The sequence below is a fragment of the Variovorax sp. GW821-FHT09B05 genome (assembly GCF_059418265.1).
In genome coordinates, this window is record NZ_JBWKPN010000012.1 from 96,331 (window position 1) to 116,430 (window position 20,100).

Genomic DNA, 20,100 nt, shown 5'->3' on the forward strand with positions numbered 1-20,100 from the left:
GCGCGGCGGCGCCTTTTCCGACTCGGCATCGCGAACCCGCTGCCTATACTGCGCCGACCTTATGCAAGCCTGGCTCGACGCACTCCTCGCACTTCTCGCGCTGCCGCAATACGGCCTCTCCACGCTGTTCATCGCCGCCTTCATCTCGGCGACGCTGCTGCCCGTGGGCTCGGAGCCGGTGCTGTTCGGCCTGCTCAAGCTCAATCCCGAGCTGTTCTGGCCCGCGATCGCGGTCGCCACCGTGGGCAACACGCTCGGCGGCGCGGTCGACTGGTGGATGGGCTACGGCGCGCACAAGGTGGCCGACAAGTACTCGCACTCGAAGCACCACGTGCGCGTGCTCGGCTGGCTCGAGCGGCTCGGCCCGAAGGCCTGCCTGCTGAGCTGGCTGCCGCTGGTCGGCGATCCGCTGTGCGCGGTCGCGGGCTGGCTGCGGCTGCCGTTCTGGCCCTGCCTGGCCTACATGGCGATCGGCAAGTTCCTGCGCTACGTCACGATGACGGTGGCGCTGCTCTACATCTTTCCGTCCTGAGCGAGGGACTCAGTTCAGCAGTTCGTACGGGCCACCGCGCTCGAGGGCCTGCTGGTAGGCGGGGCGCGCATGGATGCGCGCGAGCCAGTCCATGAGCTTCGGGCGTTTCGCATCGAGCCCGCCGCGCGCATGCGCGGCCTCGACCACGAAGCTCATCTGGATATCGGCGCCGCTGAAGGCATCGCCCGCGAACCATTCGCTCTTGCCGAGTTCGGCTTCCATGTAGTTGAGGTGGCTCGCGATGTTCGGCAGGATGAACGCCGACTTGGCCTTGGCGGCGATGGCCTTGGCCACCGGCTTGGCGAAGAAGGGCATCTTGCTGCTCTCGATGCGGTCGAACACCAGCTTGAGCAGCAGCGGCGACATCGCCGTGCCCTCGGCGAAGTGCAGCCAGTAGCGGTAGCGCAGCGCCTCGGGCGTGAGCGGCGCGGGCGCGAGGCGGCCCTGGCCGTAGCGCTCGATCACGGTCTCGATGATCGCGCCCGACTCGGCGAGCACCAGTCCTTCGTCGGTGGTCACCACCGGCGACTTGCCCAGCGGATGCACCGCGCGCAGCGAAGCGGGCGCCAACATGGTGTTCGGATCGCGCTGGTAGTGGACGATCTCGTAGGGCAGGCCCAGTTCTTCGAGCAGCCAGAGCACGCGCTGCGAGCGCGAGTTGTTGAGATGGTGGACGGTGAGCATGGCGAGGTTGGAATGAAGCGAGGGCGACGGGGCGCGGCAGTCTAGCGTGACGCGCGGCAAAGCGCAGCCCTGTCAGCGCGGTCGCCTACAGGCGCGGGCGAAGCCGCTTCCTACACTGGCCGCATGACACCGACCACCACGCCGACCCCGCCGCGCCGCATGCACGGGGGCTGGCGCGGCGCGATGTTCGCGCTGTTCTTCACGGCGGCCGCAGTGGCCCACCGTCCCGCGCAGGCCGCGCTCGATCCCGAGGCGCTCTACCAGCATGCCTCGCCCGCGGTCTGGACCGTCAAGGGCGACCGCGGCGACAACCAGGTGACCGTGGGCAGCGCCGTGGCGGTCACGCCCACCGCGCTGGCCACCGCCTGCCACGTGGTCGACGGTGCCGCGGCCGTGACCGTGATGCAGGGACAGACCACGATCAAGATCGGCAGCATCCTGCGCGACCCCGATGCGACGCGCGACCTCTGCGTGCTGATGACCGAGACACCGTTGCAATTGCACGCCGTCGAGATCGCGCCGGCCGACAGCCTGCGCGTGGGCCAGCGCGTGTTCGCCATCGGCAGCCCGCACGGCCTCGAGCGCACGCTCAGCGAGGGCCTGATCTCGGCGCTGCGACCGCGCGCGCCGGGGCAGTTGCCGATCGTCCAGACCTCGGCGCCCGTGTCCTCGGGCTCGAGCGGCGGCGGCCTCTTCGACACCGATGGCCGGCTGATCGGCGTCACCGACCGCATCTCGCCCGGCGGCTCGAACCTGGGCTTCGCCTATCCCGCGCAATGGGTGATGGAACTGCCGCAGCGCGTGATGGCCGAGCGCGAGACCTGGCGCGAACTGCTCAAGACCGTGGGCGTGGTGCTGCAGTCGAACGGCGAGCCCACGCCCTCGGGCCACGCCGACATCGCCGACGAAGCCGCGCTGCCGGTGGTCGGCGCCGATCCGCAGCAGATCCGCGTCGCCTACCGCCAGTTCCTGCTGCAGGCGCGGCCGCGCGCCTTCCTGATCACCAGCGACAGCCGCTTCGGCACCGCCACCAGCTCGGCCGCGCTGACCGAGCATCTCAAGGGCTGCACGCAGCGCAAGGTGGTGTGCGCGGCCTACGCGGTGGACAACACGGTGGTGTGGGGCAAGCAGCAGGCGGCGCGCTGAACCGCCCGCCCTCGACTCAGCTCAGCGCGCGAAGAGGGGGGCCGCGATCAGGCGGTGGAACGACTCCCAGCTGTCCGAGACGGTCCACACGCCATTCACCCGCGCCACGGCGAAGACCAGCGGCTGCATCACCGCTTCGGGCAGTTCGACCTGGACATAGATCCGTCCTCGTCCCCGCTGGTACAGGACGGTCGACACGGCGACCACATCGTCGCGCTGCCCGACGATGGCGCGAAGACGCTCGTGCACCCGCTCCTGGAGCCGCTCGCCATCGAGGTTCTTCGCCCGGTCTTCTTCCTGCGGATTGACCAGCAGGACATCGGCGCCCTCGCGCAGGAACGCGAGACCCAGCGGAGGAAGCGCCCCGTCCCTGCGCATGAGCTTCTCGCCCGCCTGGGTCGAGGCGAACACGGCCTGGGCGAAAAGTTCGTCGTTCGACATCGAGGCCATGGCCGTTCGCGGCGAGCTCAGCCGCCGCTGCTTTCCCTGCGGATCAGCCACTGGCCGCCCGAGCGCTGCAACTCCAGCGTCTTGCGGCTCACCTCCCTCAAGGTGTCCGCGCGGTAGTTCTGCCGGAACCGGGCGCTCGCGTTCTCGCCATCGACGCTGATCACCAGGTCCTCGAGCGTGACGCCGATGCTCGACTTGCTCGTGATGCGGGCCCGGCGCTCTTCTTCCCACCGGAAGCGGCTCTGGCCGCGGGCCGGCGTGAAGTCCGGCGCATAGGCCGCCAGGTAGCGATCCACGTCCCGCGCCGACCAGGCCGAGGCCCAGGCGCGCACCGCGGTCTCGACCTCTGCGGCGCCGGCTTGGCGCACCGCAGGCGCCGCCGGCTGAGTTGCGGGCTGAGTTGCGGGCTGGGTTGCGGGCTTGGCGGGCGCCGCCGACGTGTCCTGCGTCGCGGCGGTATCCGGTGCCTCCCGCGCTATCGCATAGCCCGTGAAGATCCAGCGGTTGTTCTCCCGCGCGAAGCTGATTCTTTCGGAGGCTTTCCTGCCGCTGTCCAGTTGGGTGGAGAACACGACATTGGCATAGAGGCCCGCGGGAAAACCGGACTCGTTGTCGGCCTGGTATTTGAGGCGCGTCACGCTCGACCACTCGCGATCCGTGACGGGCCCCATCGACAGCCGCGCCTTTCGCGTGGCCCGCACGAAGGCGGTCTTGCCCATGCGGCTCTTCAGCACGCTCGAGCCCGAATCCCAGAGCTCGCTCACCTGGTCGGCGTCGGCCTTGCGAAGGATGTCGGTCGCGGCGCGCAGCAACTCGTCGGACGCCGCATCCGACACCGGTGGCGCCGCGGCGGCGATCTGCAGGCCCGCGGCCATGAGGCAGGCGGCAAGCAGGCGCGTGAATATCCGGTTCATTGAATTCCCTCCCCTTTTTTATTCCTGGATGTTTGAGCATCCCTCGAGAATTCCGAATCGAGCCCGACTCAAATCAATGGAATGATTTGGCTTGGATTTCAATCAGAATTCGTCGGATTCCAAAGAGAATTCACCCCGCAGGAATCCAAAAACGCCCGGGATAATACACACGCAGGATTTCATCAATTGCCACTCAATTCGGAGACATCCGAATTTCCGAGAAGCAAATCACGCTCTCCAGTCGAACCGGTTTTGAAATGAACAGGAATGGGCCAGATGCACTGGTGCGAGCAGAAGGCTGCGCCGCTGGCAAGCGTGAAGCGGGGGAGGTGGAGACGGCGCCGGACCCGTGACGCTGCGGATCACGGCGCTTTCATCGCGCAGGGCGCGAAAAGCTCAGGAACTGAACAGGAAGTTCATCACGTCGCCATCCTTGACGACGTATTCCTTGCCTTCCGAGCGCATCTTCCCCGCGTCCTTCGCGCCCTGCTCGCCCTTCAGCGCGATGTAGTCGTCGAAGCCGATGGTCTGGGCGCGGATGTAGCCCTTCTCGAAATCGGTGTGGATCACGCCGGCCGCCTGCGGGCCGGTGTCGCCGACGTGGATGGTCCAGGCGCGCACTTCCTTCACGCCGGCGGTGAAGTAGGTCTGCAGGCCCAGCAGCTTGAAGGCGGCGCGGATCAGGCGGTTGAGGCCCGGCTCGTCCTGGCCGATCTCGGCCAGGAACATCTTCTTGTCCTCGTCGTCCATCTCGGACAGGTCGGCCTCGATCTTGGCGCAGATCGCCACCACGGGCGCGTTCTGCTTGGCGGCGTACTCGCGCAGGCGGTCGAGGTAGGGGTTGTTCTCGAAGCCGTCTTCCGCCACGTTGCCCACGAACATCGCGGGCTTGGCGGTGATCAGCGTGAAGCTCTTGACCAGCGGCAGCTCTTCCTTGGTGAACTCGAGCGCGCGCACGGGCTTGTTCTCGTTGAGCGCGGCCTGGCAGCGCTCGAGCAGGCCGACCAGCTTCTGCGCGTCCTTGTCGCCCGAGCGGGCCACCTTGGTGTGGCGCTGCAGTGCCTTCTCGACCGTCGACAGGTCGGCCAGGCACAGCTCGGTCTGGATCACCTCGATGTCGGAGATCGGGTCGACCTTGCCGGCCACGTGGATCACGTTGTCGTCGTCGAAGCAGCGCACCACGTTCACCGTGGCGTCGGTTTCGCGGATGTGGGCCAGGAACTTGTTGCCCAGGCCTTCGCCGGTGCTGGCGCCGGCCACCAGGCCCGCGATGTCCACGAACTCAACGATGGCGGGCACCACGCGCTCGGGCTTGACGATGTCGGCGAGCTGGGCGAGCCGCGGATCGGGCACCTCGACGATGCCCACGTTGGGCTCGATGGTGCAGAAGGGATAGTTTTCCGCTGCGATGCCGGCCTTGGTCAGCGCATTGAAAAGGGTGGATTTACCGACGTTGGGCAGGCCGACGATGCCGCACTTCAAGCTCATGGGGGGTCCTCAGGTGAACCGGCGATTTTAGGCGAGGCGCCCCGCCCGGCGGTTCGGGCAGGCGGCTAAACAGGGCCGGCGGGTCAGGGTAAAACCCGATGAAAACCCGATAAGCAAACGTTTGCGCAAACGTTTTCGTCCATTACCATCGGCGCCGGGCCGCCAGATCGGTCATCGTTCGTTCCAACACACCTCAGGAGACACGCACCATGAAGTTCACCCGCCGCACCGTGCAGACCGCCGCCGCTCTCGCCCTGCTGGGCACCTTCGCCGCCACGCCGGCGCTCGCGCAGGACAAGCCCAAGGTCGCGCTGGTGATGAAGTCGCTGGCCAACGAGTTCTTCCGCACCATGGAAGACGGGGCCAAGGCGCACCAGAAGGCGAATTCGGGCAAGTACACGCTGGTGACCAACGGCATCAAGGACGAGACCGACACCGCCGCGCAGATCAAGATGGTCGAGCAGATGGTGGCGCAGAAGGTCAATGCGCTGGTGATCGCGCCGGCCGATTCGAAGGCGCTGGTGCCGGTGGTCAAGGCCGCCATCGACAAGGGCATCCTGGTGGTCAACATCGACAACCGCCTCGACGCGGCCGCGCTGAAGGAAAAGAACATCCAGGTGCCCTTCGTCGGCCCCGACAACCGCGCTGGCGCCAAGCTGGTGGGCGACTACCTCGCCAAGAGCCTGAAGTCGGGCGACAAGGTCGGGATCATCGAAGGCGTGTCGACCACCTTCAATGCGCAGCAGCGCACTCTCGGCTACCAGGACGCGATGAAGGCCGCCGGCATCGCCGTGACCGGCGTGCAGTCGGGCCAGTGGGAAATCGACAAGGGCAACACGGTGGCCGCCGGCATGATGCGCGAGAACCCCGACCTAAAGGCCCTGCTGGCCGGCAACGACAGCATGGCGCTGGGCGCGGTGGCGGCGGTGAAGGCCGCGGGCAAGGCCGGCAAGGTGCAGGTGGTGGGCTACGACAACATCGGCGCCATCAAGCCGATGCTGGCCGACGGCCGCGTGCTCGCCACGGCCGACCAGTTCGCCGACAAGCAGGCGGTGTTCGGCATCGAGACCGCGCTGAAGGCGATCGCCGACAAGAAGAGCCAGGCCGACATGCCGGCCGAGATCAAGACCGACGTGGTGCTGGTGACCAAGGACTCGAAGAAGTAAGCACCGCGCCTCCTTCACCGCTGTCACACACCTCGAGAAACCACCCTTGCCGGCGCCCATGTCCGCAACCCCCGCCACGCCGCTCTTCGCGCTCCACGACATCGGCAAGGACTACGCCGCGCCGGTGCTCGACGGCGTGAGCCTCACCTTGGAGGCCGGCGAGGTGCTCGCGCTGACCGGAGAGAACGGTGCCGGCAAGAGCACCCTCTCCAAGATCGTCTGCGGCCTGGTCACGCCGACGCGCGGCACGATGCTGCTGGGCGGCGCGCCGTTCCAGCCGGGCTCGCGCCGCGACGCCGAGGCGCACGGCGTGCGCATGGTGATGCAGGAACTCGGGCTGGTGCCCACGCTCACGGTGGCCGAGAACCTGCTGCTCGACCGGCTGCCGCAGCGCATGGGCTGGCTGCAGCGCGCCGAGCTGCACGCGGCCGCGCGGCTGCAGCTCGCGAAGATCGGCCTCTCGCACATCGATCCGGCCGTGCCGGTCTCGCGCCTGGGCATCGGCCAGCAGCAGATGGTGGAGATCGCGCGCAACCTGCTCGACGACACCCGCGTGCTGATCCTCGACGAGCCGACCGCGATGCTGACGCCGCGCGAGACCGAGCACCTGTTCGAGCAGATCGCGCTGCTGAAGGCGCGCGGCGTGGGCATCGTCTACGTCTCGCACCGGCTCGAGGAACTGCAGCGCATCGCCGACCGCGTGGCGGTGCTGCGCGACGGCCGCCTGGTCGACGTGCGGCCGATGGCCGGCGTGCGCGAATCCGAGCTGGTGGAGCGCATGGTCGGCCGCGCGGTGCACGAGCACGATGGCCGTCCGCGCCGCGTGGCCGGCGCGCCGATGCTGAGCGCGCACGGCATCGGCCGCGGCAGCGCGGTGCGCGACGTCGACCTGCAATTGCGCGCGGGCGAGGTGATGGGCATCGCCGGGCTCGTGGGCTCGGGCCGCACCGAGCTCGTGCGGCTGCTGTTCGGCGCCGACAAGGCCGAGCGCGGCACGATCGAACTCCACTGGCCCGGCGCGCAGCAACCGGCCGCGGGCCGCTGGCGCTCGCCGATGCAGGCGATCCGCGCCGGCATCGGCCTGGTCACCGAGGACCGCAAGTCGCAGGGCCTGCTGATGACGCAGTCGATCCGCGTCAACGCCACGCTCAGCGACCTCGGCGCGGTCTCGCGCCTGGGCTGGCTGCGCGCGGCCGCCGAACGCGGCATCGCGCGCCGGCTGGTGCAGACGCTGCGCATCCGTTCGCGCAGCGAGGAGCAGAGCGTGGCCACGCTCAGCGGCGGCAACCAGCAGAAGGTGGTGTTCGCGCGCTGGCTGCATCGCGAATGCAAGGTGCTGCTGCTCGACGAGCCGACGCGCGGCGTCGACGTGGGCGCGCGCGCCGACCTCTATGCCGAGCTCGACCGCATGGCCGAGGCCGGCAAGGCGCTGCTGATGGTGTCGAGCGACCTGCGCGAACTCATGGCCATGTGCGACCGCATCGGCGTGATGCACGCCGGCCGCCTGGTGGCGGTGTTCGAGCGCGGCGCCTGGGACCAGCAGTCGATCCTGGCCGCGGCCTTCGGCGACACCGGCCGCGCCACCTCCGCAGCCCCCACCGCTCACGCTCTCGCGGCCGCCGCCTGAGCCTCATCCTCCTTCGCCCCATGACGACCACCACCGCTTCCGCTCCCCCCGCCTCCGGCGCCGGCTCCCTCAAGGGCCAGCTCGGCACCTACATCGGCCTGGCCGTGGTGCTGCTCGGCATGATCGCGCTGTTCGGCAGCCTCAGCGAATACTTCCTCACGGTGGAGACCTTCGTCACCATCGCCAACGAGATCCCCGCGCTGGCCGTGATGGCCGTGGGCATGACCTTCGTGCTGATCATCGCGGGCATCGACCTCTCGGTGGGCTCGGTGCTGGCGCTCAGCGCGGCGGTGGCCGCCGCCGCCATCCTGCAATGGCACCTGCCGGTGCCGCTGGCCGCGCTGCTGGGCCTGGCCACGGGCCTGATCTGCGGCGCGATCACCGGTGCCGTGTCGGTGGCCTGGCGGCTGCCGAGCTTCATCGTCTCGCTCGGCATGCTCGAGGCCGTGCGCGGCGGTGCCTACCTCGTGACCGACTCGCGCACCCAGTACGTGGGCGATGCCATCTCGGGCCTGGCGGCGCCGTGGATCGGCGGCATCTCGGCGGCCTTCGTGCTCGCGGTGGTGTTGGTGATCGTGGGCCAACTGGTGCTGTCGCGCACGGTGTTCGGCCGCTACGTGGTGGGCATCGGTACCAACGAGGAAGCGATGCGGCTCGCGGGCATCGACCCGCGGCCGATCCGCATCGTGGTGTTCGCGGTCACGGGCCTGCTGGCCGGCCTGGCGGGGCTGATGCAGTCGGCGCGCCTCGAGGCGGCCGACCCGAACTCGGGCGTGGGCATCGAGCTGCAGGTGATCGCCGCGGTGGTGATCGGCGGCACCAGCCTGATGGGCGGGCGCGGCTCGGTGGTCAACACCTTCTTCGGCGTGCTGATCATCGCGGTGCTCGAGGCCGGCCTGGCGCAGGTCGGCGCCAGCGAGCCCAGCAAGCGCATCATCACCGGCGCGGTGATCGTGGTTGCGGTGATCATCGACACCCTGCGCCAGCGCCGCGCCGACCGCCGGCTGGCCTGACGCACCCCCCTCCCCACGAAGCAGCACCCCGCAACAGGAACACCCAGGCCATGGCCACCATCAAGGACGTCGCACTGCGCGCGGGCGTGTCGGTCACCACCGTCTCGCACGTGGTCAACGACACGCGCCACGTCAGCGCCAAGGGCCGCGAGCGCGTCGAGCTCGCGATCCGCGAACTCGGCTACGTGCCCAACGCGATGGCGCGCAGCCTCAAGAGCAACACCACCTCGACGCTCGGGATGCTGATCCCGAACAGCTCGAACCCCTACTTCGCCGAGATCGTGCGCATCATCGAGGACCGCTGCTTCGGCGCCGGCTACACGCTGATCCTGTGCAACACCGACGACGAGCCGCACCGCCAGAGCGTGTACCTGCAGGTGCTGGCCGAGCGCCGCATCGACGGGCTGATCGTGGTGTCGACCGGCGACGACGACTCGCTGGCCAGGCAGCTCAACGGCCTCAAGGTGCCGACCGTGCTGCTCGACCGCGAGATCGCCGACCCGCACTGCGACCTGGTCGAGACCGCCCACATGCAGGGCGGCCTGCTCGCGGTGCGCCACCTGCTGTCGCTGGGCCATCGCCGCATCGCCTGCATCGGCGGGCCGCAGGGCGTGTCGCCGAGCGAGCAGCGCATCGCGGGCTGGCGCATGGCGCTGGCCGAGAGCGGCAACAGCACGGGCGCGGCCGACGCCGACGCGCTGCTGTGGCGCGGCGGCTTCACCAGCCAGGGCGGCTACGAGGCGATGCACGCCATCCTGCGCGCCGGCACCAACGACATTCCCTCGGCCGTCTTCGTCTGCAACGACCTGATGGCGATCGGCGCGCTGCGCGCCGCGCACGAGAGCGGCGTGCGGGTGCCCGACGAGCTCTCGATCGTCGGCTTCGACGACATCGAACTCTCGGCCTACACCAGCCCCGCGCTCACCACCGTCGCCCAGCCCAAGGAGCGCATCGGCGCGCTGGCGGTCGACATGCTGCTCGAGCGCGTGGGCGGCCGCCGCCGCGATGCGCGCAAGGTGGTGCTGCAGCCCGAGCTGCACGTGCGCGCCTCGACCGCGCGCTATTCCGGAGCGCCCGCGGCCGCACCCGTCTCCGCCCCTTCTTCCGCCGACACCCGAAAGTCCCGCACCCCGTGAGCCCGACGTCTTCCTCCCGCCCCGCGGCACCGCGCATCGTGGTGCTCGGCAGCCTCAACATGGACCTGGTGCTGCGCGTGCCGCATGCGCCCGCCGCGGGCGAGACCCTGCTGGGCCGCTCCTTCGCCACCATCCCCGGCGGCAAGGGCGCCAACCAGGCCGTGAGCTGCGCGCGCGAAGGCGCGCAGGTGCGGATGATCGGCTGCGTGGGCGACGACGACCACGGCCGCGCGCTGCGCCAGGCGCTCGAGCGCGACGGCATCGACACCGAGGCCCTGCGCACCGATGCCGCCGAACCCACGGGCACCGCGCTGATCATGGTCGAGGACAGCGGCCAGAACCGCATCGTGATGATCGCGGGCGCCAATGCCGGCGTCGACCTCGACGCGGCGGACCTGCGCAGCCGGCTCGAGGGCGCGGCCTTCCTCGTGACCCAGTTCGAGACCCCGATGGCGCAGGTCGAGCGCGCGATCGCGGTGGCGCACGAGGCCGGCTGCAAGGTGCTGCTCAATCCCTCGCCGGTGCAGGCCATCGCCGAGCCCCTGTGGCCGAAGATCGACACGCTGGTGGTCAACGAGATCGAGGCGCGCACGCTCAGCGGCCTGGGCGCCGACAGCCCGCTCGAGGCCGCGGCCGCCGGACAGGCGATGCGCGCGCGCGGCATCGCGCGCGTGGTGGTCACGCTCGGCGCGCGCGGCGCGGTGGCGGTCGATGCCGACGGCGCGCGCCACCATCCGGCGCTGGTGGTGCAGGCGGTCGACACCACGGCCGCCGGCGACACCTTCCTCGGCGCGCTCGCCACCGCGCTCGGCGAGGGCCAGTCCTTCGACGAGGCCGTGCGCCTGGGCATCCGCGCCGCCGCGCTGTGCATCCAGCAGCCCGGCGCCCAGCCTTCCATCCCGCAGCGCGAAGCCGTGCTGCGCAGCCCCCTGCCTCCCGACTGGATCCCGCTGTGAAACGTACCGCCCTGCTGCACTCCGAACTGTCCCAGGTCATCGCCACCATGGGCCATGGCGACATGCTCGTGATCGGCGACGCCGGCCTGCCGATTCCCGACGGCCCGCGCCGCATCGACCTCGCGCTCACGCCCGGCGTGCCGCGCGTGGCCGAGGTATTGAAGGCGGTGCTCAGCGAACTGCAGGTGGAGCGCGCGCTGCTCGCGCGCGAGGCGGTCGAGGGCCGCGCCACGGGCGAGCTGCCCGAATGGTGCGCGGGGCAGCTCGCGGTCGTGCCCGAGACGGTGTCGCACGAGGAACTGAAACGCCTGAGCGCGCGCGCCAGGGCCGTGGTGCGCACGGGCGAATGCACGCCCTACGCGAACATCATCCTGTGCGCGGGCGTGACGTTCTGACCATTCACTCGAACTTGTAGTTCGCCCCGACTGGCTGCCCGACCTTGAGCATCTGCTCCACGCCCTGGATCACGATGCAGTTCATGCCGAAGGTGATGCCGCCGTCGACACGCGGATCGGCGCGGTAGGTGCGCAGCGTGTCGTTGACCTCGGGGCTGCTCAGCGCGGTGGCCGGGTCGATGTCGGGAATGGGGCAGCGGGTGCAGGGCTTGACCGGCTGCAGCTGCGCGCCGTCCTCCGAGCCCTCGGCGCCGCTGGCCACATGCAGCATCTCGACGCGGTCCTCGTCGTGCGACTCGATGCCGGCCAGCACGATGTTGGGCCGGAAGCGCTCGATGCCCACCGGGCCATGGCCGTCGCGCGCCAGCCGCTCGTTGAGCTCGGCCAGCGAGCCCTCGCTGGCCACCAGCAGCGCGAAGCCGTCGGCGAACTGGGTCTGGGCCTCGATGCCGCCGGTCCACTTGAGGCTCGACAGCCGCTTGACCTCGGGGTCGAAGCGCACCAGGCGCAGCTTCTGCGGCTTGCCGGGCTCGGAGAGGAAGTCGCTGAACCACTGGGCCGCGATGTCGCCCATGTCGTAGGCATCGACCTCGTCCTTCCAGACCCGCACCCGCATCGGCTGCTCGACCCGGTCGAAGGCCAGGTGCAGCGCCAGCATGCCGGGCGCGCGCAGCACCACCTCGGTGTGCTTCATCTGCGGCTTGATCAGTGCCATGCGCGGCAGCTGCCGCTGCGTGACGAACTCGCCCTCTTCGTCGACCACCATCCAGGCCCGGTCGAACTCGAGGCCGGTCTCGGTCAGCAGCGCTTCGGGCAGCTCGACGCCGGCGCACGACTTGACGGGGTACACGAACAGGCGCGCGATGGTGGCCTGGAGATCGAAATCTGTCACGGGGGCTCCTCGGATGGGGGCTCGATTGTCCTCGCTCCCGGCATACCCCCATGGACGGTTTCCCCACGGGGCCGGCCGCAAGAGCCTCCTCCTACAATGCCGCGATGGCCCTCCCCCCCGAAGTCTGTATCCGCGGCGCCGGCATCGTCGGCCGCACGCTGGCCCTGCTGCTCGCGCGCGAACGCGTGCGCGTGGCGCTGGTGGCGCCGCCCGCCGCCGCCGAGCGGGAAGACGTCCGCGCCTATGCGCTCAATGCCGCCTCGCGCGAACTGCTGGCTTCGCTGCGCGCCTGGCCCGAAGGCATCAGCGCCACGCCGGTGCGCGAGATGGTGGTCGACGGCGACGAGGGCGGCCGCGTGCAGTTCAGCGCCGCGCGCCAGAAGGTCGAGGCGCTGGCCTGGATCGTCGACGTGCCGGCACTCGAGAAGCAGCTGGCCGACGCGGTGCGCTTCCAGCCCCAGATCGAGGTGGTGAGCGAACCGGTCGCCGCGCCGCTCACCGTGGTCTGCGAAGGCAAGGCCAGCGCCACGCGCGAAGCGCTCGGCGTGAGCTACGCGGTCACGCGCTATCCGCAGCATGCGATCGCGGCGCGGCTCGAGGCCGAGCAATCGCACGACGGCACGGCGCGCCAGTGGTTCAACGACAAGGGCGAGGTGTTCGCGCTGCTGCCGCTCGACGGCGTGCACGGCCGCCGGCTGGCGCTGGTGTGGTCGGTCGACCAGTTGCGCGCGCCGGCGCTGCTCGCGCAATCGGCCGAGGAATTCAATGCCACCGTGACCGAGGCCAGCCACCAGGCCTTCGGCGCGCTGCGGCTGGTGAGCGAGCGCGCCGCCTGGCCGCTCTCGCGCGCCATCGCCGACCGCTGGACCGGCACCCTGCCCGCCACCGAGCAGACCGCCGGCCAGGCGCCGCGCACCTGGGCACTGGCCGGCGACGCGGCCCACACCGTGCATCCGCTCGCGGGCCAGGGCCTGAACCTCGGCCTGGCCGACGCGGCCGCGCTGGCCGCCATCGCCAAGGCACGCGACTACTGGCGCAGCGTGGGCGACCCGCGCCTGCTGCGCCGCTACGAACGCGCGCGCCGCACCGAGGTGCTGCAGATGAGCCTCGCCACCGACGGGCTGCAGCAACTCTTCTCGCACAGCCTGGGCCCGCTGCCCGCGCTGCGCAACTGGGGCATGCGCGGTTTCGACCGCACGCGCCTGGTCAAGCACTGGGTCACGCGGCAGGCCATGGGCCTGAAGACCTGATCCCGGACGAACCGAAACACGACTCCCTCGAACCCATGAAGACACTCGCACGCCACCTGCTTCCCGCCGCCTTCGCGTCGCTCGCGCTCTTCGCGGCCTTCGGCGCCCATGCCGGCGAAGCCGAGATCCGCAAGAACCTCAAGGAACGCATCCCGCAGTTCCCGACCATCGACGAAGTCAGCAAGTCTCCGATGCCCGGCCTCTACGAGGTGCGCGTCAACGGCGCGCAGATCTACTACACCGACGAGCAGGGCAACTACCTGCTCGAGGGCAACATGATCGACGTGAACGCGCGCCGCAACCTCACCGAGGAACGCGTGGCGAAGCTGTCGGAGGTGGCCTTCGACAAGCTGCCCGTGAAGGACGCGATCAAGATCGTGCGCGGCAACGGCAAGCGCAAGCTCGCGGTCTTCGAGGACCCGAACTGCGGCTACTGCAAGCGCTTCGAGAAGGACATGAAGTCGGTCGACAACGTCACCGTCTACCTGTTCCTCTACCCGGTGCTGGGACCCGATTCGACCGTCAAGTCGCGCGACATCTGGTGCAGCAAGGACAAGGGCAAGGCCTGGAGCGACTGGATGGAAGCGGGCACGCGCCCGGCCACCGCGCCCGGCAGCTGCGACGTGACCGCGCTGCAGCGCAACGTCGAGTTCGGCCGCCGCTACAACATCACCGGCACGCCCACCCTGATCTACAGCAACGGCACCCGCACCCCGGGCGCCGTGCCCGCCGAGCAGGTCGAGAAGCAACTCGCCGCCTCCGCCAGCTGATGGCGACGAAGTCCCCCTCGCGGCGCGCGGCCGCGACGCCCGCGGCCGTGGCCGCGCCCGGCGTGCACTACCGCGTGGAATGCGCCGACCTGCATGCGCGCCTGTTCGAGGTCACGCTCACCATCGACCGCCCCGCGGCCGAGCAGCAGCTGACGCTGCCGGTGTGGATCCCGGGCAGCTACCTGGTGCGCGAGTTCGCCAAGAACCTGCAGGGGCTGCAGGCCTCGCAGGGACGGCGCAAGGCACCGGTGCTGACGCAGCTCGACAAGTGCAGCTGGCGCGTCGAATGCACGGCCGGCCAGCCGCTGGTGCTGCGCTACAAGGTCTGCGCCTACGACAACTCGGTGCGCACCGCCTGGCTCGACGCCGAGCGCGGCTTCTTCAACGGCACCAGCCTGTGCCTGCGGGTCGAGGGCCAGACCGATGCGCCGCATGCGCTCGAGATCGTCGCGCCCGCCGCCTCGGCGCTGCCCGAGGGCGCCGCGCCCTGGTCCTGCGCCACCGCGCTGCCGCCGCTGAAGACCGACCGCCATGGCTTCGGCCGCTACCTCGCGGCCGACTACGACGAACTGGCCGACAGCCCGGTCGAGCTCGGCGCCTTCTGGAGCGGCGAATTCGAGGCCGGCGGCGTGCCGCACCGCTTCGTGGTCGCGGGTGCCGCGGCCTCGTTCGACGGCGATCGGCTGCTGGCCGACACGAAGGCCATCTGCGAAGCCGAGATGCGCTTCTGGCACGGCGACAAGGTCGGCAAGCGCGGCGGTCCGAAGCCGCCGATCGACCGCTATGTGTTCATGCTCAACGCGGTCGACGACGGCTACGGCGGCCTCGAGCACCGCCATTCGACGGCGCTGATCTGCAACCGGCGCGACCTGCCGCAGCTCGGCATGAAGAAGTCCGCGGACGGCTACGTCACGCTGCTGGGCCTGATCAGCCACGAGTACTTCCACACCTGGAACGTGAAGCGGCTGCGGCCGGCCGAGTTCGCGCGCTACGACTACGGCCGCGAGAACTACACGCGGCTGCTGTGGTTCTTCGAGGGCTTCACCAGCTACTACGACGACCTGCTGCTGCGCCGCGCCGAGCTGATCGACGATGCGGCCTACCTGCGGCTGGTCAACAAGACCATCAACCAGGTGCAGCAGACGCCGGGCCGGCAGGTGCAGTCGGTGGCCGACGCGAGCTTCGACGCCTGGGTCAAGTACTACCGGCAGGACGAGCAGACGCCCAACGGCACGGTCAGCTACTACACCAAGGGCGCGCTGGTCGCGCTGTGCCTCGACCTCAAGCTGCGCGCCGAGGGCCGCGGCACGCTCGACGACGCGATGCGCCACCTGTGGAACGCGAGCGGCGGCGGGCCGGTGAGCGAGGCCGACATCGCGGCCGCGCTCGAAGCCGCCGGCGGCCGCTCGTACGCGGCCGAGCTCGCGGCCTGGGTGCATTCGACCTCCGAGCTGCCGCTGTCCGAGTTGCTGCGCCTGCACGGCGTGGCCACGCTCGACGATCCCTCGCAGCCCGCGCAGACGCTGGGCCTGCGCGTGGCGGAGAGCGGCGGCAGCGTGCAGGTCAAGGTGGTGCTGCGCGGCGGCGCGGCCGAGAAGGCCGGCTTCGCGGCCGGCGACGAATGGATCGGCATCGAGCTGCCGGCCGCGGGACGCAAGAGCGCGCAAGGCTGGCGCATCGGCCGGCTCGACGATCTCGCGCTCTACCTCGGCGCGGGCAAGCGCTGCACCGCGCTGGTCGCGCGCGACCGCAAGCTGGTGAAGCTGCCGCTGGTGCTGCCCACGGGCGTCACGACCTGGCGCCTGCTGGCGCAGGACACGGGCCGGGTCTCGAAGTGGCTGGCGCCGGTGGCGATCGCGGCGACGAAGGCCTAGGCCGGCGAGTCACGCAGCATGAACAACGGGCCGTCAGCGGCCCGTTTTTCTTTTGGTGCTTCAGCCCGCGGGCAAGGCCCGTTCGGCCGCGGCCTCCTCGGCCGTCTCGCGCCGCACGAAATGAATGGGCTGCGGCTCGCCCACCATCACGCAGGGCTTGCCGGTGCGGCGGCAATGGTCCTGCACGCGCCAGTAGGCGTCGTGGCTCAGGCAGCCGGTCTGGCAGATGACGAGGTCGGCCGCGCGCAGGCTGGCCTCGAACGCGGGATCGTCGGCGCCGTCCGCGCCTTCGAGGTGCAGGAAGCGGCCGCCCGCGATCTCCACCAGCTGGCGCGCGAGCGAGGGCGTGCGCTCGTCGCCGCCCACGCAGAGCACGGCCTTCTCGCGCAGGTCGGAGGGCACCGGCGCCTGCGCCGGCATGGCCAGGCGACGCGCGGTGCCCGGCGCGAGCAACGCATGCAGCCGCTTGGGCAGCGCCGCGCCGATGGCCGCGCGCGCGGCCAGCTCCTCGCGCACCATCGCCATCGCCGAATCGCGCGCCACCAGCGCGCCACGCAGGCGCACGATCTGCGCCTCCAGCCGCTCCACCAGCGCGGCCTGCTCGGCCAGCAGCTGCGAGCAGCGCTCCTGCACGCGGGCATAGGCCCGCAGCAACACGGCATGTTCTTGCATCGGGAACTCCATGGCCGCGGATTCTAGTTGAGAACAATTCTCAACAAAGCCATGGAGCAGGAAGGGCGAAGGCACCGGCCAGCAGCCCCGTGCCACGGTGGCGCACGGCACCGTGGGTATAGTGAAGCGCGTTTTTCTTCCCTTCCCCGGAGACACCATGAGCTACGAGAACATCGAAGTGCGGACCGAAGCTGGCAAGGTCGGCATCATCACCCTCAACCGACCGAAGGCGCTCAATGCGCTCAACGACGCGCTGATGACCGAGCTGGGCCAGGCCCTGAAGGCCTTCGACGCCGACGACGCCATCGGCTGCATCATCCTGACCGGCAGCGAGCGCGCCTTCGCGGCCGGCGCCGACATCGCGGCGATGGCCAAGTACAGCTTCATCGACACCTATCGGGGCGACTACATCACGCGCAACTGGGAGACCATCCGCTCGATCCGCAAGCCGGTGATCGGCGCCGTGGCCGGCTTCGCGCTCGGCGGCGGCTGCGAGCTCGCGATGATGTGCGACTTCATCATCGCGGCCGACAACGCCAAGTTCGGCCAGCCCGAGATCAAGATCGGCGTGATCCCCGGCGCCGGCGGCACGCAGCGCCTGCCGCGCGCGGTGGGCAAGAGCAAGGCCATGGACATGGTGCTGACCGCCCGCATGATGGACGCCGCCGAAGCCGAGCGCGCGGGCCTGGTGAGCCGCGTGGTGCCGTTCGAGAAGCTGGCCGACGAGGCACTGGGCGCCGCGCTGGTGATCTGCGGCTTCTCGCAGATCTCGGTGATCGCGGCCAAGGAGTCGGTCAACCGCGCCTTCGAGAGCGGCCTGAGCGACGGCGTGATGTTCGAGCGCCGGCTGTTCCATGCGCTGTTCGCGACGCAGGACCAGAAGGAAGGCATGGACGCCTTTCTGACCAAGCGCCAGCCGGACTTCAAGAACGCCTGATGGCGGGCGGGCCGAGAGGCCCGCTTTTTTTTGCCCGACGCCCGGTGGCCTTCAGCGCTGCGGCGTCGAAGGCATCTCGCGTGCGCGCTCGAGCGCGGCGCGCAGCGAGGCGAGCGCCTGCGCGGGCGGCGTGCCGATGAAGGCCGCGCCGCCGGGCTGCGGCGACCAGCGCACCTGCTCGCCCGCGATCTCCAGCAGCGCGACCAGGGTGCGGCCGCGGTAGAGCGCGATGCGCGCTTCGACCGGTGCGGCCAGCGCAGCCTCTGGCTGGGTGGCCGAGCGCGACACCGCGCCCAGCAATGCGGGGAAGGCTTCGATGTCGGCGCGGCCATGGCGCGGCGCCGTGTCGCCCGCGGCCGACCAGGCGGTCCAGCGATCGAGCGCGGCGAAGGACGGCGCGCGCTCGACGGCGGGCGCCGCGGCGCCGGCCAGCCGGGCGCGCGAGGGCGCCGGGAGCGCGGCGGACTCGGCCTGCGAGAGCTGCGCGGACGGCGCGGCGGCCGATGGCTGCGGTGCATGCGCGAGGGCCGGCGGGACGGACTGCAGGGCGGAGGCCGCACCGCGGACCGAGGCCCGTTCGCTTTCGCTCTTCTTGTACGACTGTTCGGCCGCCAGCGGCGCGGCGCCGGGTGCGGCATCGGCGACAGGCGGCGCTGCGCCGGGTGCGGGTGGTGCAGCGGCGATCACGGGCGCGGGCGCCGAAGGCGGTGGTGGTGCCGCGGCTGCGGGCGGCGCGGCGACGGCTGCTGGAGGCGGAGGCGCTGGCGCCACGGGTGCTGCGGCGACTTCGGGCGGCGGTGGCGGCGCGACGGCCGCAGCCGGTGGCGGTGTCGCGGGCGCCGGCGTGGCCCGCTCCAGCGAGGCCGACTCGCGCGACTTGGCGGCCGGCTCGGCCGGGGCCTGCCGCCGCTCGGCCTGCGGTGCCGGCGCGCGCGGCGCAGCCGCGGCGGGCGCGGACGGTCGACGCACCGTGTCGGCATTGCCGGCCGCCTCGGCCGCCGCACCAGAAGGCGCAGCGGGCGCAACGGGCGCGGCAGCTTCGGGCCGCGCCTCGGGCACCACGGCGGGCGCCTCACGCGGTGCCGGCGGCGCTTCCGCCACCACGCCCCCCACGCGCGCCTCGCCATCGAGCCGCGCATCGGGCACCGGCTCCTGCCGCCACAGCACGGTGACGAAGCCGACCACCAGCAAGGTCGCGAAAGCCGCGTTCCAGGGCATGCGTCCGCGCGCTTCGCCGCCGCCGAACAGGCGCCGCCACCACGGCAGCGCGGCCGGCACAGTGGCGGCGGCCGGCGGCGTGGCGGCCGCGAGGTTGTGCGCCATCTTGCGGATCGCCTCGCGCGTGCGTGCCTCGGGCAGCGCCTCGTTGTCGGGCGCATGCTCGAGCGCGCGACGCAGGCGCGCGTCGCGCAGGTCGTCGTCGTCGAACCCGGCGCTCATCGCGCGCCCTCCAGCACCGCGAGGTAGCGTTCCATGCAGCTGCGCAGCTTCTGCAGCCCGTAGCGCAGCCGGCTGCGCACGGTCTCGAAACCGATCTGCAGGCTGGCGGCCAGCGCCTCGACCGTCAGGCCGTCCTCGTGGTGCAGCAGGAAGGCCGCGCGCTGCTCGGTGGGCAGCTCGTCGAGGCAGGCCAGCAGGCGCCGGCCCGCGGCGCGCCAGAACGCGAGCTCCTCGGCCGAGGGATGGGTGGCGACATCGTCCGAGGCACCGTGCACGCCACGCTCGAGCGCGGGAATGGCCTCGTCGTCCTCGCCCGCGTGGCCGTCGAGCGCCACTTCGCGCCCGCTCACGCGCAGCCGGTCCATCGCGAGGTTGTGCGCGATCGTGAAGGCCCAGGTGCGCCAGGCCGCGCCCTGTGGCGAGAAGCTCTCGCGCGCCGTGATGATCCGCACCCAGGTGTCCTGGAACACCTCGTCGGCCTGCGACGCCAGCCGCGCGCCCAGCAGCCGCCGCACGAAACGGAACAGACCGCCTTCATGGCGCGCATAGAGCACGTCGAAGGCGGCGGCGTCGCCGCGCGCATAGGCCAGCATCAGCTGATCGTCGGGCATGGCGTCGCGGCCGGTCGCTTCGGGCGCGGCCGGGCTGGCAGTGGCGGAACGGGCGCGGGGCAGCGCGGACATCGGTGGATTCTCACCTCAGCTGGTACGCGGGACGGCGCCGGTCGGGGTTGGCGCGGCGCAAAAAAAGACGCACCG

20 protein-coding genes are annotated in these 20,100 nt (G+C 70.8%); 12 read left to right on the forward strand and 8 right to left on the reverse strand.

The genetic code is table 11. From position 1 onward, the window contains the following. Positions 1-61: 61 nt before the first annotated feature. Entirely contained in the window at positions 62-532 is a 471-nt protein-coding gene (locus tag AC07RM_RS27870; RefSeq protein WP_093347931.1) for a YqaA family protein, read from the forward strand. Positions 533-541: 9 nt separating this feature from the next. On the opposite strand, the gene AC07RM_RS27875 is transcribed toward AC07RM_RS27870, so the two are convergent. Continuing rightward, positions 542-1,216: a glutathione S-transferase family protein gene (locus AC07RM_RS27875; RefSeq protein ID WP_296800432.1), complete on the reverse strand. Its 675-nt coding sequence runs from the start codon at positions 1,214-1,216 to the stop codon at positions 542-544. Between the two features lie 123 nt (positions 1,217-1,339). Here AC07RM_RS27875 and AC07RM_RS27880 point away from each other — a divergent pair, with 123 nt between their 5' ends. Next, the gene (locus AC07RM_RS27880; RefSeq protein WP_256222735.1) at positions 1,340-2,362 is read left to right on the forward strand and encodes a trypsin-like peptidase domain-containing protein; all 1,023 of its coding nucleotides are present in this window, start codon (positions 1,340-1,342) and stop codon (positions 2,360-2,362) included. A gap of 21 nt (positions 2,363-2,383) precedes the next feature. Here the strand turns inward: AC07RM_RS27880 and AC07RM_RS27885 are convergent, their stop codons facing one another. The 3 genes from AC07RM_RS27885 to ychF all read right to left on the reverse strand — a co-directional run bounded on the left by AC07RM_RS27885 (position 2,384) and on the right by ychF (position 5,214). Beyond that, complete coding sequence (locus AC07RM_RS27885) at positions 2,384-2,803, reverse strand: hypothetical protein (protein ID WP_093347937.1); 420 nt, start codon at positions 2,801-2,803, stop codon at positions 2,384-2,386. Between the two features lie 26 nt (positions 2,804-2,829). Continuing rightward, positions 2,830-3,726 (reverse strand): DUF4019 domain-containing protein, encoded by an 897-nt coding sequence (locus AC07RM_RS27890; RefSeq protein WP_495336619.1) that lies wholly within the window; start codon positions 3,724-3,726, stop codon positions 2,830-2,832. A 396-nt stretch (positions 3,727-4,122) separates the two neighbouring features. After that, entirely contained in the window at positions 4,123-5,214 is a 1,092-nt protein-coding gene (gene ychF / locus AC07RM_RS27895) for a redox-regulated ATPase YchF (RefSeq protein ID WP_296782923.1), read from the reverse strand. A gap of 209 nt (positions 5,215-5,423) precedes the next feature. Between ychF and AC07RM_RS27900 the strand changes: the two genes are divergently transcribed. The 6 genes from AC07RM_RS27900 to rbsD are packed head-to-tail and all read left to right on the forward strand — an operon-like array spanning position 5,424 to position 11,507. After that, on the forward strand, positions 5,424-6,380 hold the full coding sequence (locus tag AC07RM_RS27900; protein ID WP_495336620.1) for a sugar ABC transporter substrate-binding protein: 957 nt from the start codon (positions 5,424-5,426) through the stop codon (positions 6,378-6,380). 58 nt (positions 6,381-6,438) lie between these two features. Then, positions 6,439-8,007 carry a sugar ABC transporter ATP-binding protein gene (locus AC07RM_RS27905; RefSeq protein WP_495336621.1) on the forward strand — a complete coding sequence of 523 codons (1,569 nt, stop codon included), beginning with the start codon at positions 6,439-6,441 and terminating at the stop codon, positions 8,005-8,007. A gap of 20 nt (positions 8,008-8,027) precedes the next feature. Beyond that, positions 8,028-9,020 (forward strand): ABC transporter permease, encoded by a 993-nt coding sequence (locus AC07RM_RS27910; protein ID WP_093347945.1) that lies wholly within the window; start codon positions 8,028-8,030, stop codon positions 9,018-9,020. A 50-nt stretch (positions 9,021-9,070) separates the two neighbouring features. After that, entirely contained in the window at positions 9,071-10,156 is a 1,086-nt protein-coding gene (locus tag AC07RM_RS27915; protein WP_208511298.1) for a LacI family DNA-binding transcriptional regulator, read from the forward strand. Further along, positions 10,153-11,112, forward strand: a complete 960-nt coding sequence (gene rbsK / locus AC07RM_RS27920) for a ribokinase (protein WP_495336622.1) — start codon at positions 10,153-10,155, stop codon at positions 11,110-11,112. The genes AC07RM_RS27915 and rbsK overlap by 4 nt, the downstream gene beginning before the upstream one ends. Then, complete coding sequence (gene rbsD / locus AC07RM_RS27925; protein ID WP_093347953.1) at positions 11,109-11,507, forward strand: D-ribose pyranase; 399 nt, start codon at positions 11,109-11,111, stop codon at positions 11,505-11,507. Before rbsK ends, rbsD begins: the two co-directional genes overlap by 4 nt. A gap of 4 nt (positions 11,508-11,511) precedes the next feature. On the opposite strand, the gene AC07RM_RS27930 is transcribed toward rbsD, so the two are convergent. Continuing rightward, a complete protein-coding gene (locus tag AC07RM_RS27930) occupies positions 11,512-12,399 on the reverse strand; it encodes an MOSC domain-containing protein (RefSeq protein WP_495336623.1) in 888 nt (295 codons plus the stop codon). A 104-nt stretch (positions 12,400-12,503) separates the two neighbouring features. On the opposite strand from AC07RM_RS27930, the gene AC07RM_RS27935 reads away from it, so the two are divergent. The 3 genes from AC07RM_RS27935 to AC07RM_RS27945 are packed head-to-tail and all read left to right on the forward strand — an operon-like array spanning position 12,504 to position 16,293. Then, positions 12,504-13,649 carry an FAD-dependent monooxygenase gene (locus AC07RM_RS27935; RefSeq protein WP_495336624.1) on the forward strand — a complete coding sequence of 382 codons (1,146 nt, stop codon included), beginning with the start codon at positions 12,504-12,506 and terminating at the stop codon, positions 13,647-13,649. Between the two features lie 35 nt (positions 13,650-13,684). Continuing rightward, entirely contained in the window at positions 13,685-14,419 is a 735-nt protein-coding gene (locus tag AC07RM_RS27940; protein WP_093347960.1) for a DsbC family protein, read from the forward strand. After that, entirely contained in the window at positions 14,419-16,293 is a 1,875-nt protein-coding gene (locus tag AC07RM_RS27945) for a M61 family metallopeptidase (protein WP_495336625.1), read from the forward strand. The genes AC07RM_RS27940 and AC07RM_RS27945 overlap by 1 nt, the downstream gene beginning before the upstream one ends. 60 nt (positions 16,294-16,353) lie before the next feature. On the opposite strand, the gene AC07RM_RS27950 is transcribed toward AC07RM_RS27945, so the two are convergent. Then, the gene (locus AC07RM_RS27950; RefSeq protein WP_495336626.1) at positions 16,354-16,965 is read right to left on the reverse strand and encodes a DUF2325 domain-containing protein; all 612 of its coding nucleotides are present in this window, start codon (positions 16,963-16,965) and stop codon (positions 16,354-16,356) included. A gap of 157 nt (positions 16,966-17,122) precedes the next feature. Between AC07RM_RS27950 and AC07RM_RS27955 the strand changes: the two genes are divergently transcribed. Then, a complete protein-coding gene (locus tag AC07RM_RS27955) occupies positions 17,123-17,902 on the forward strand; it encodes an enoyl-CoA hydratase (RefSeq protein WP_203202937.1) in 780 nt (259 codons plus the stop codon). Between the two features lie 51 nt (positions 17,903-17,953). Here AC07RM_RS27955 and AC07RM_RS27960 read toward each other — a convergent pair whose 3' ends face one another. Then, a complete protein-coding gene (locus AC07RM_RS27960) occupies positions 17,954-19,342 on the reverse strand; it encodes a hypothetical protein (protein WP_495336627.1) in 1,389 nt (462 codons plus the stop codon). Further along, positions 19,339-20,025 carry a sigma-70 family RNA polymerase sigma factor gene (locus AC07RM_RS27965; RefSeq protein WP_495336628.1) on the reverse strand — a complete coding sequence of 229 codons (687 nt, stop codon included), beginning with the start codon at positions 20,023-20,025 and terminating at the stop codon, positions 19,339-19,341. The genes AC07RM_RS27960 and AC07RM_RS27965 overlap by 4 nt, the downstream gene beginning before the upstream one ends. Between the last annotated feature and the right edge of the window lie 75 nt (positions 20,026-20,100).

Bases quoted from the DNA above. Each gene is read 5' to 3' on its own strand.
- AC07RM_RS27870 (WP_093347931.1), top strand. From the start codon at position 62: ATGCAAGCCTGGCTCGACGCACTCCTCGCACTTCTCGCGCTGCCGCAA.
- AC07RM_RS27875 (WP_296800432.1), bottom strand. From the start codon at position 1,216: ATGCTCACCGTCCACCATCTCAACAACTCGCGCTCGCAGCGCGTGCTC.
- AC07RM_RS27880 (WP_256222735.1), top strand. From the start codon at position 1,340: ATGACACCGACCACCACGCCGACCCCGCCGCGCCGCATGCACGGGGGC.
- AC07RM_RS27885 (WP_093347937.1), bottom strand. From the start codon at position 2,803: ATGTCGAACGACGAACTTTTCGCCCAGGCCGTGTTCGCCTCGACCCAG.
- AC07RM_RS27890 (WP_495336619.1), bottom strand. From the start codon at position 3,726: ATGAACCGGATATTCACGCGCCTGCTTGCCGCCTGCCTCATGGCCGCG.
- ychF (WP_296782923.1), bottom strand. From the start codon at position 5,214: ATGAGCTTGAAGTGCGGCATCGTCGGCCTGCCCAACGTCGGTAAATCC.
- AC07RM_RS27900 (WP_495336620.1), top strand. From the start codon at position 5,424: ATGAAGTTCACCCGCCGCACCGTGCAGACCGCCGCCGCTCTCGCCCTG.
- AC07RM_RS27905 (WP_495336621.1), top strand. From the start codon at position 6,439: ATGTCCGCAACCCCCGCCACGCCGCTCTTCGCGCTCCACGACATCGGC.
- AC07RM_RS27910 (WP_093347945.1), top strand. From the start codon at position 8,028: ATGACGACCACCACCGCTTCCGCTCCCCCCGCCTCCGGCGCCGGCTCC.
- AC07RM_RS27915 (WP_208511298.1), top strand. From the start codon at position 9,071: ATGGCCACCATCAAGGACGTCGCACTGCGCGCGGGCGTGTCGGTCACC.
- AC07RM_RS27935 (WP_495336624.1), top strand. From the start codon at position 12,504: ATGGCCCTCCCCCCCGAAGTCTGTATCCGCGGCGCCGGCATCGTCGGC.
- AC07RM_RS27940 (WP_093347960.1), top strand. From the start codon at position 13,685: ATGAAGACACTCGCACGCCACCTGCTTCCCGCCGCCTTCGCGTCGCTC.
- AC07RM_RS27945 (WP_495336625.1), top strand. From the start codon at position 14,419: ATGGCGACGAAGTCCCCCTCGCGGCGCGCGGCCGCGACGCCCGCGGCC.
- AC07RM_RS27950 (WP_495336626.1), bottom strand. From the start codon at position 16,965: ATGCAAGAACATGCCGTGTTGCTGCGGGCCTATGCCCGCGTGCAGGAG.
- AC07RM_RS27955 (WP_203202937.1), top strand. From the start codon at position 17,123: ATGAGCTACGAGAACATCGAAGTGCGGACCGAAGCTGGCAAGGTCGGC.
- AC07RM_RS27960 (WP_495336627.1), bottom strand. From the start codon at position 19,342: ATGAGCGCCGGGTTCGACGACGACGACCTGCGCGACGCGCGCCTGCGT.
- AC07RM_RS27965 (WP_495336628.1), bottom strand. From the start codon at position 20,025: ATGTCCGCGCTGCCCCGCGCCCGTTCCGCCACTGCCAGCCCGGCCGCG.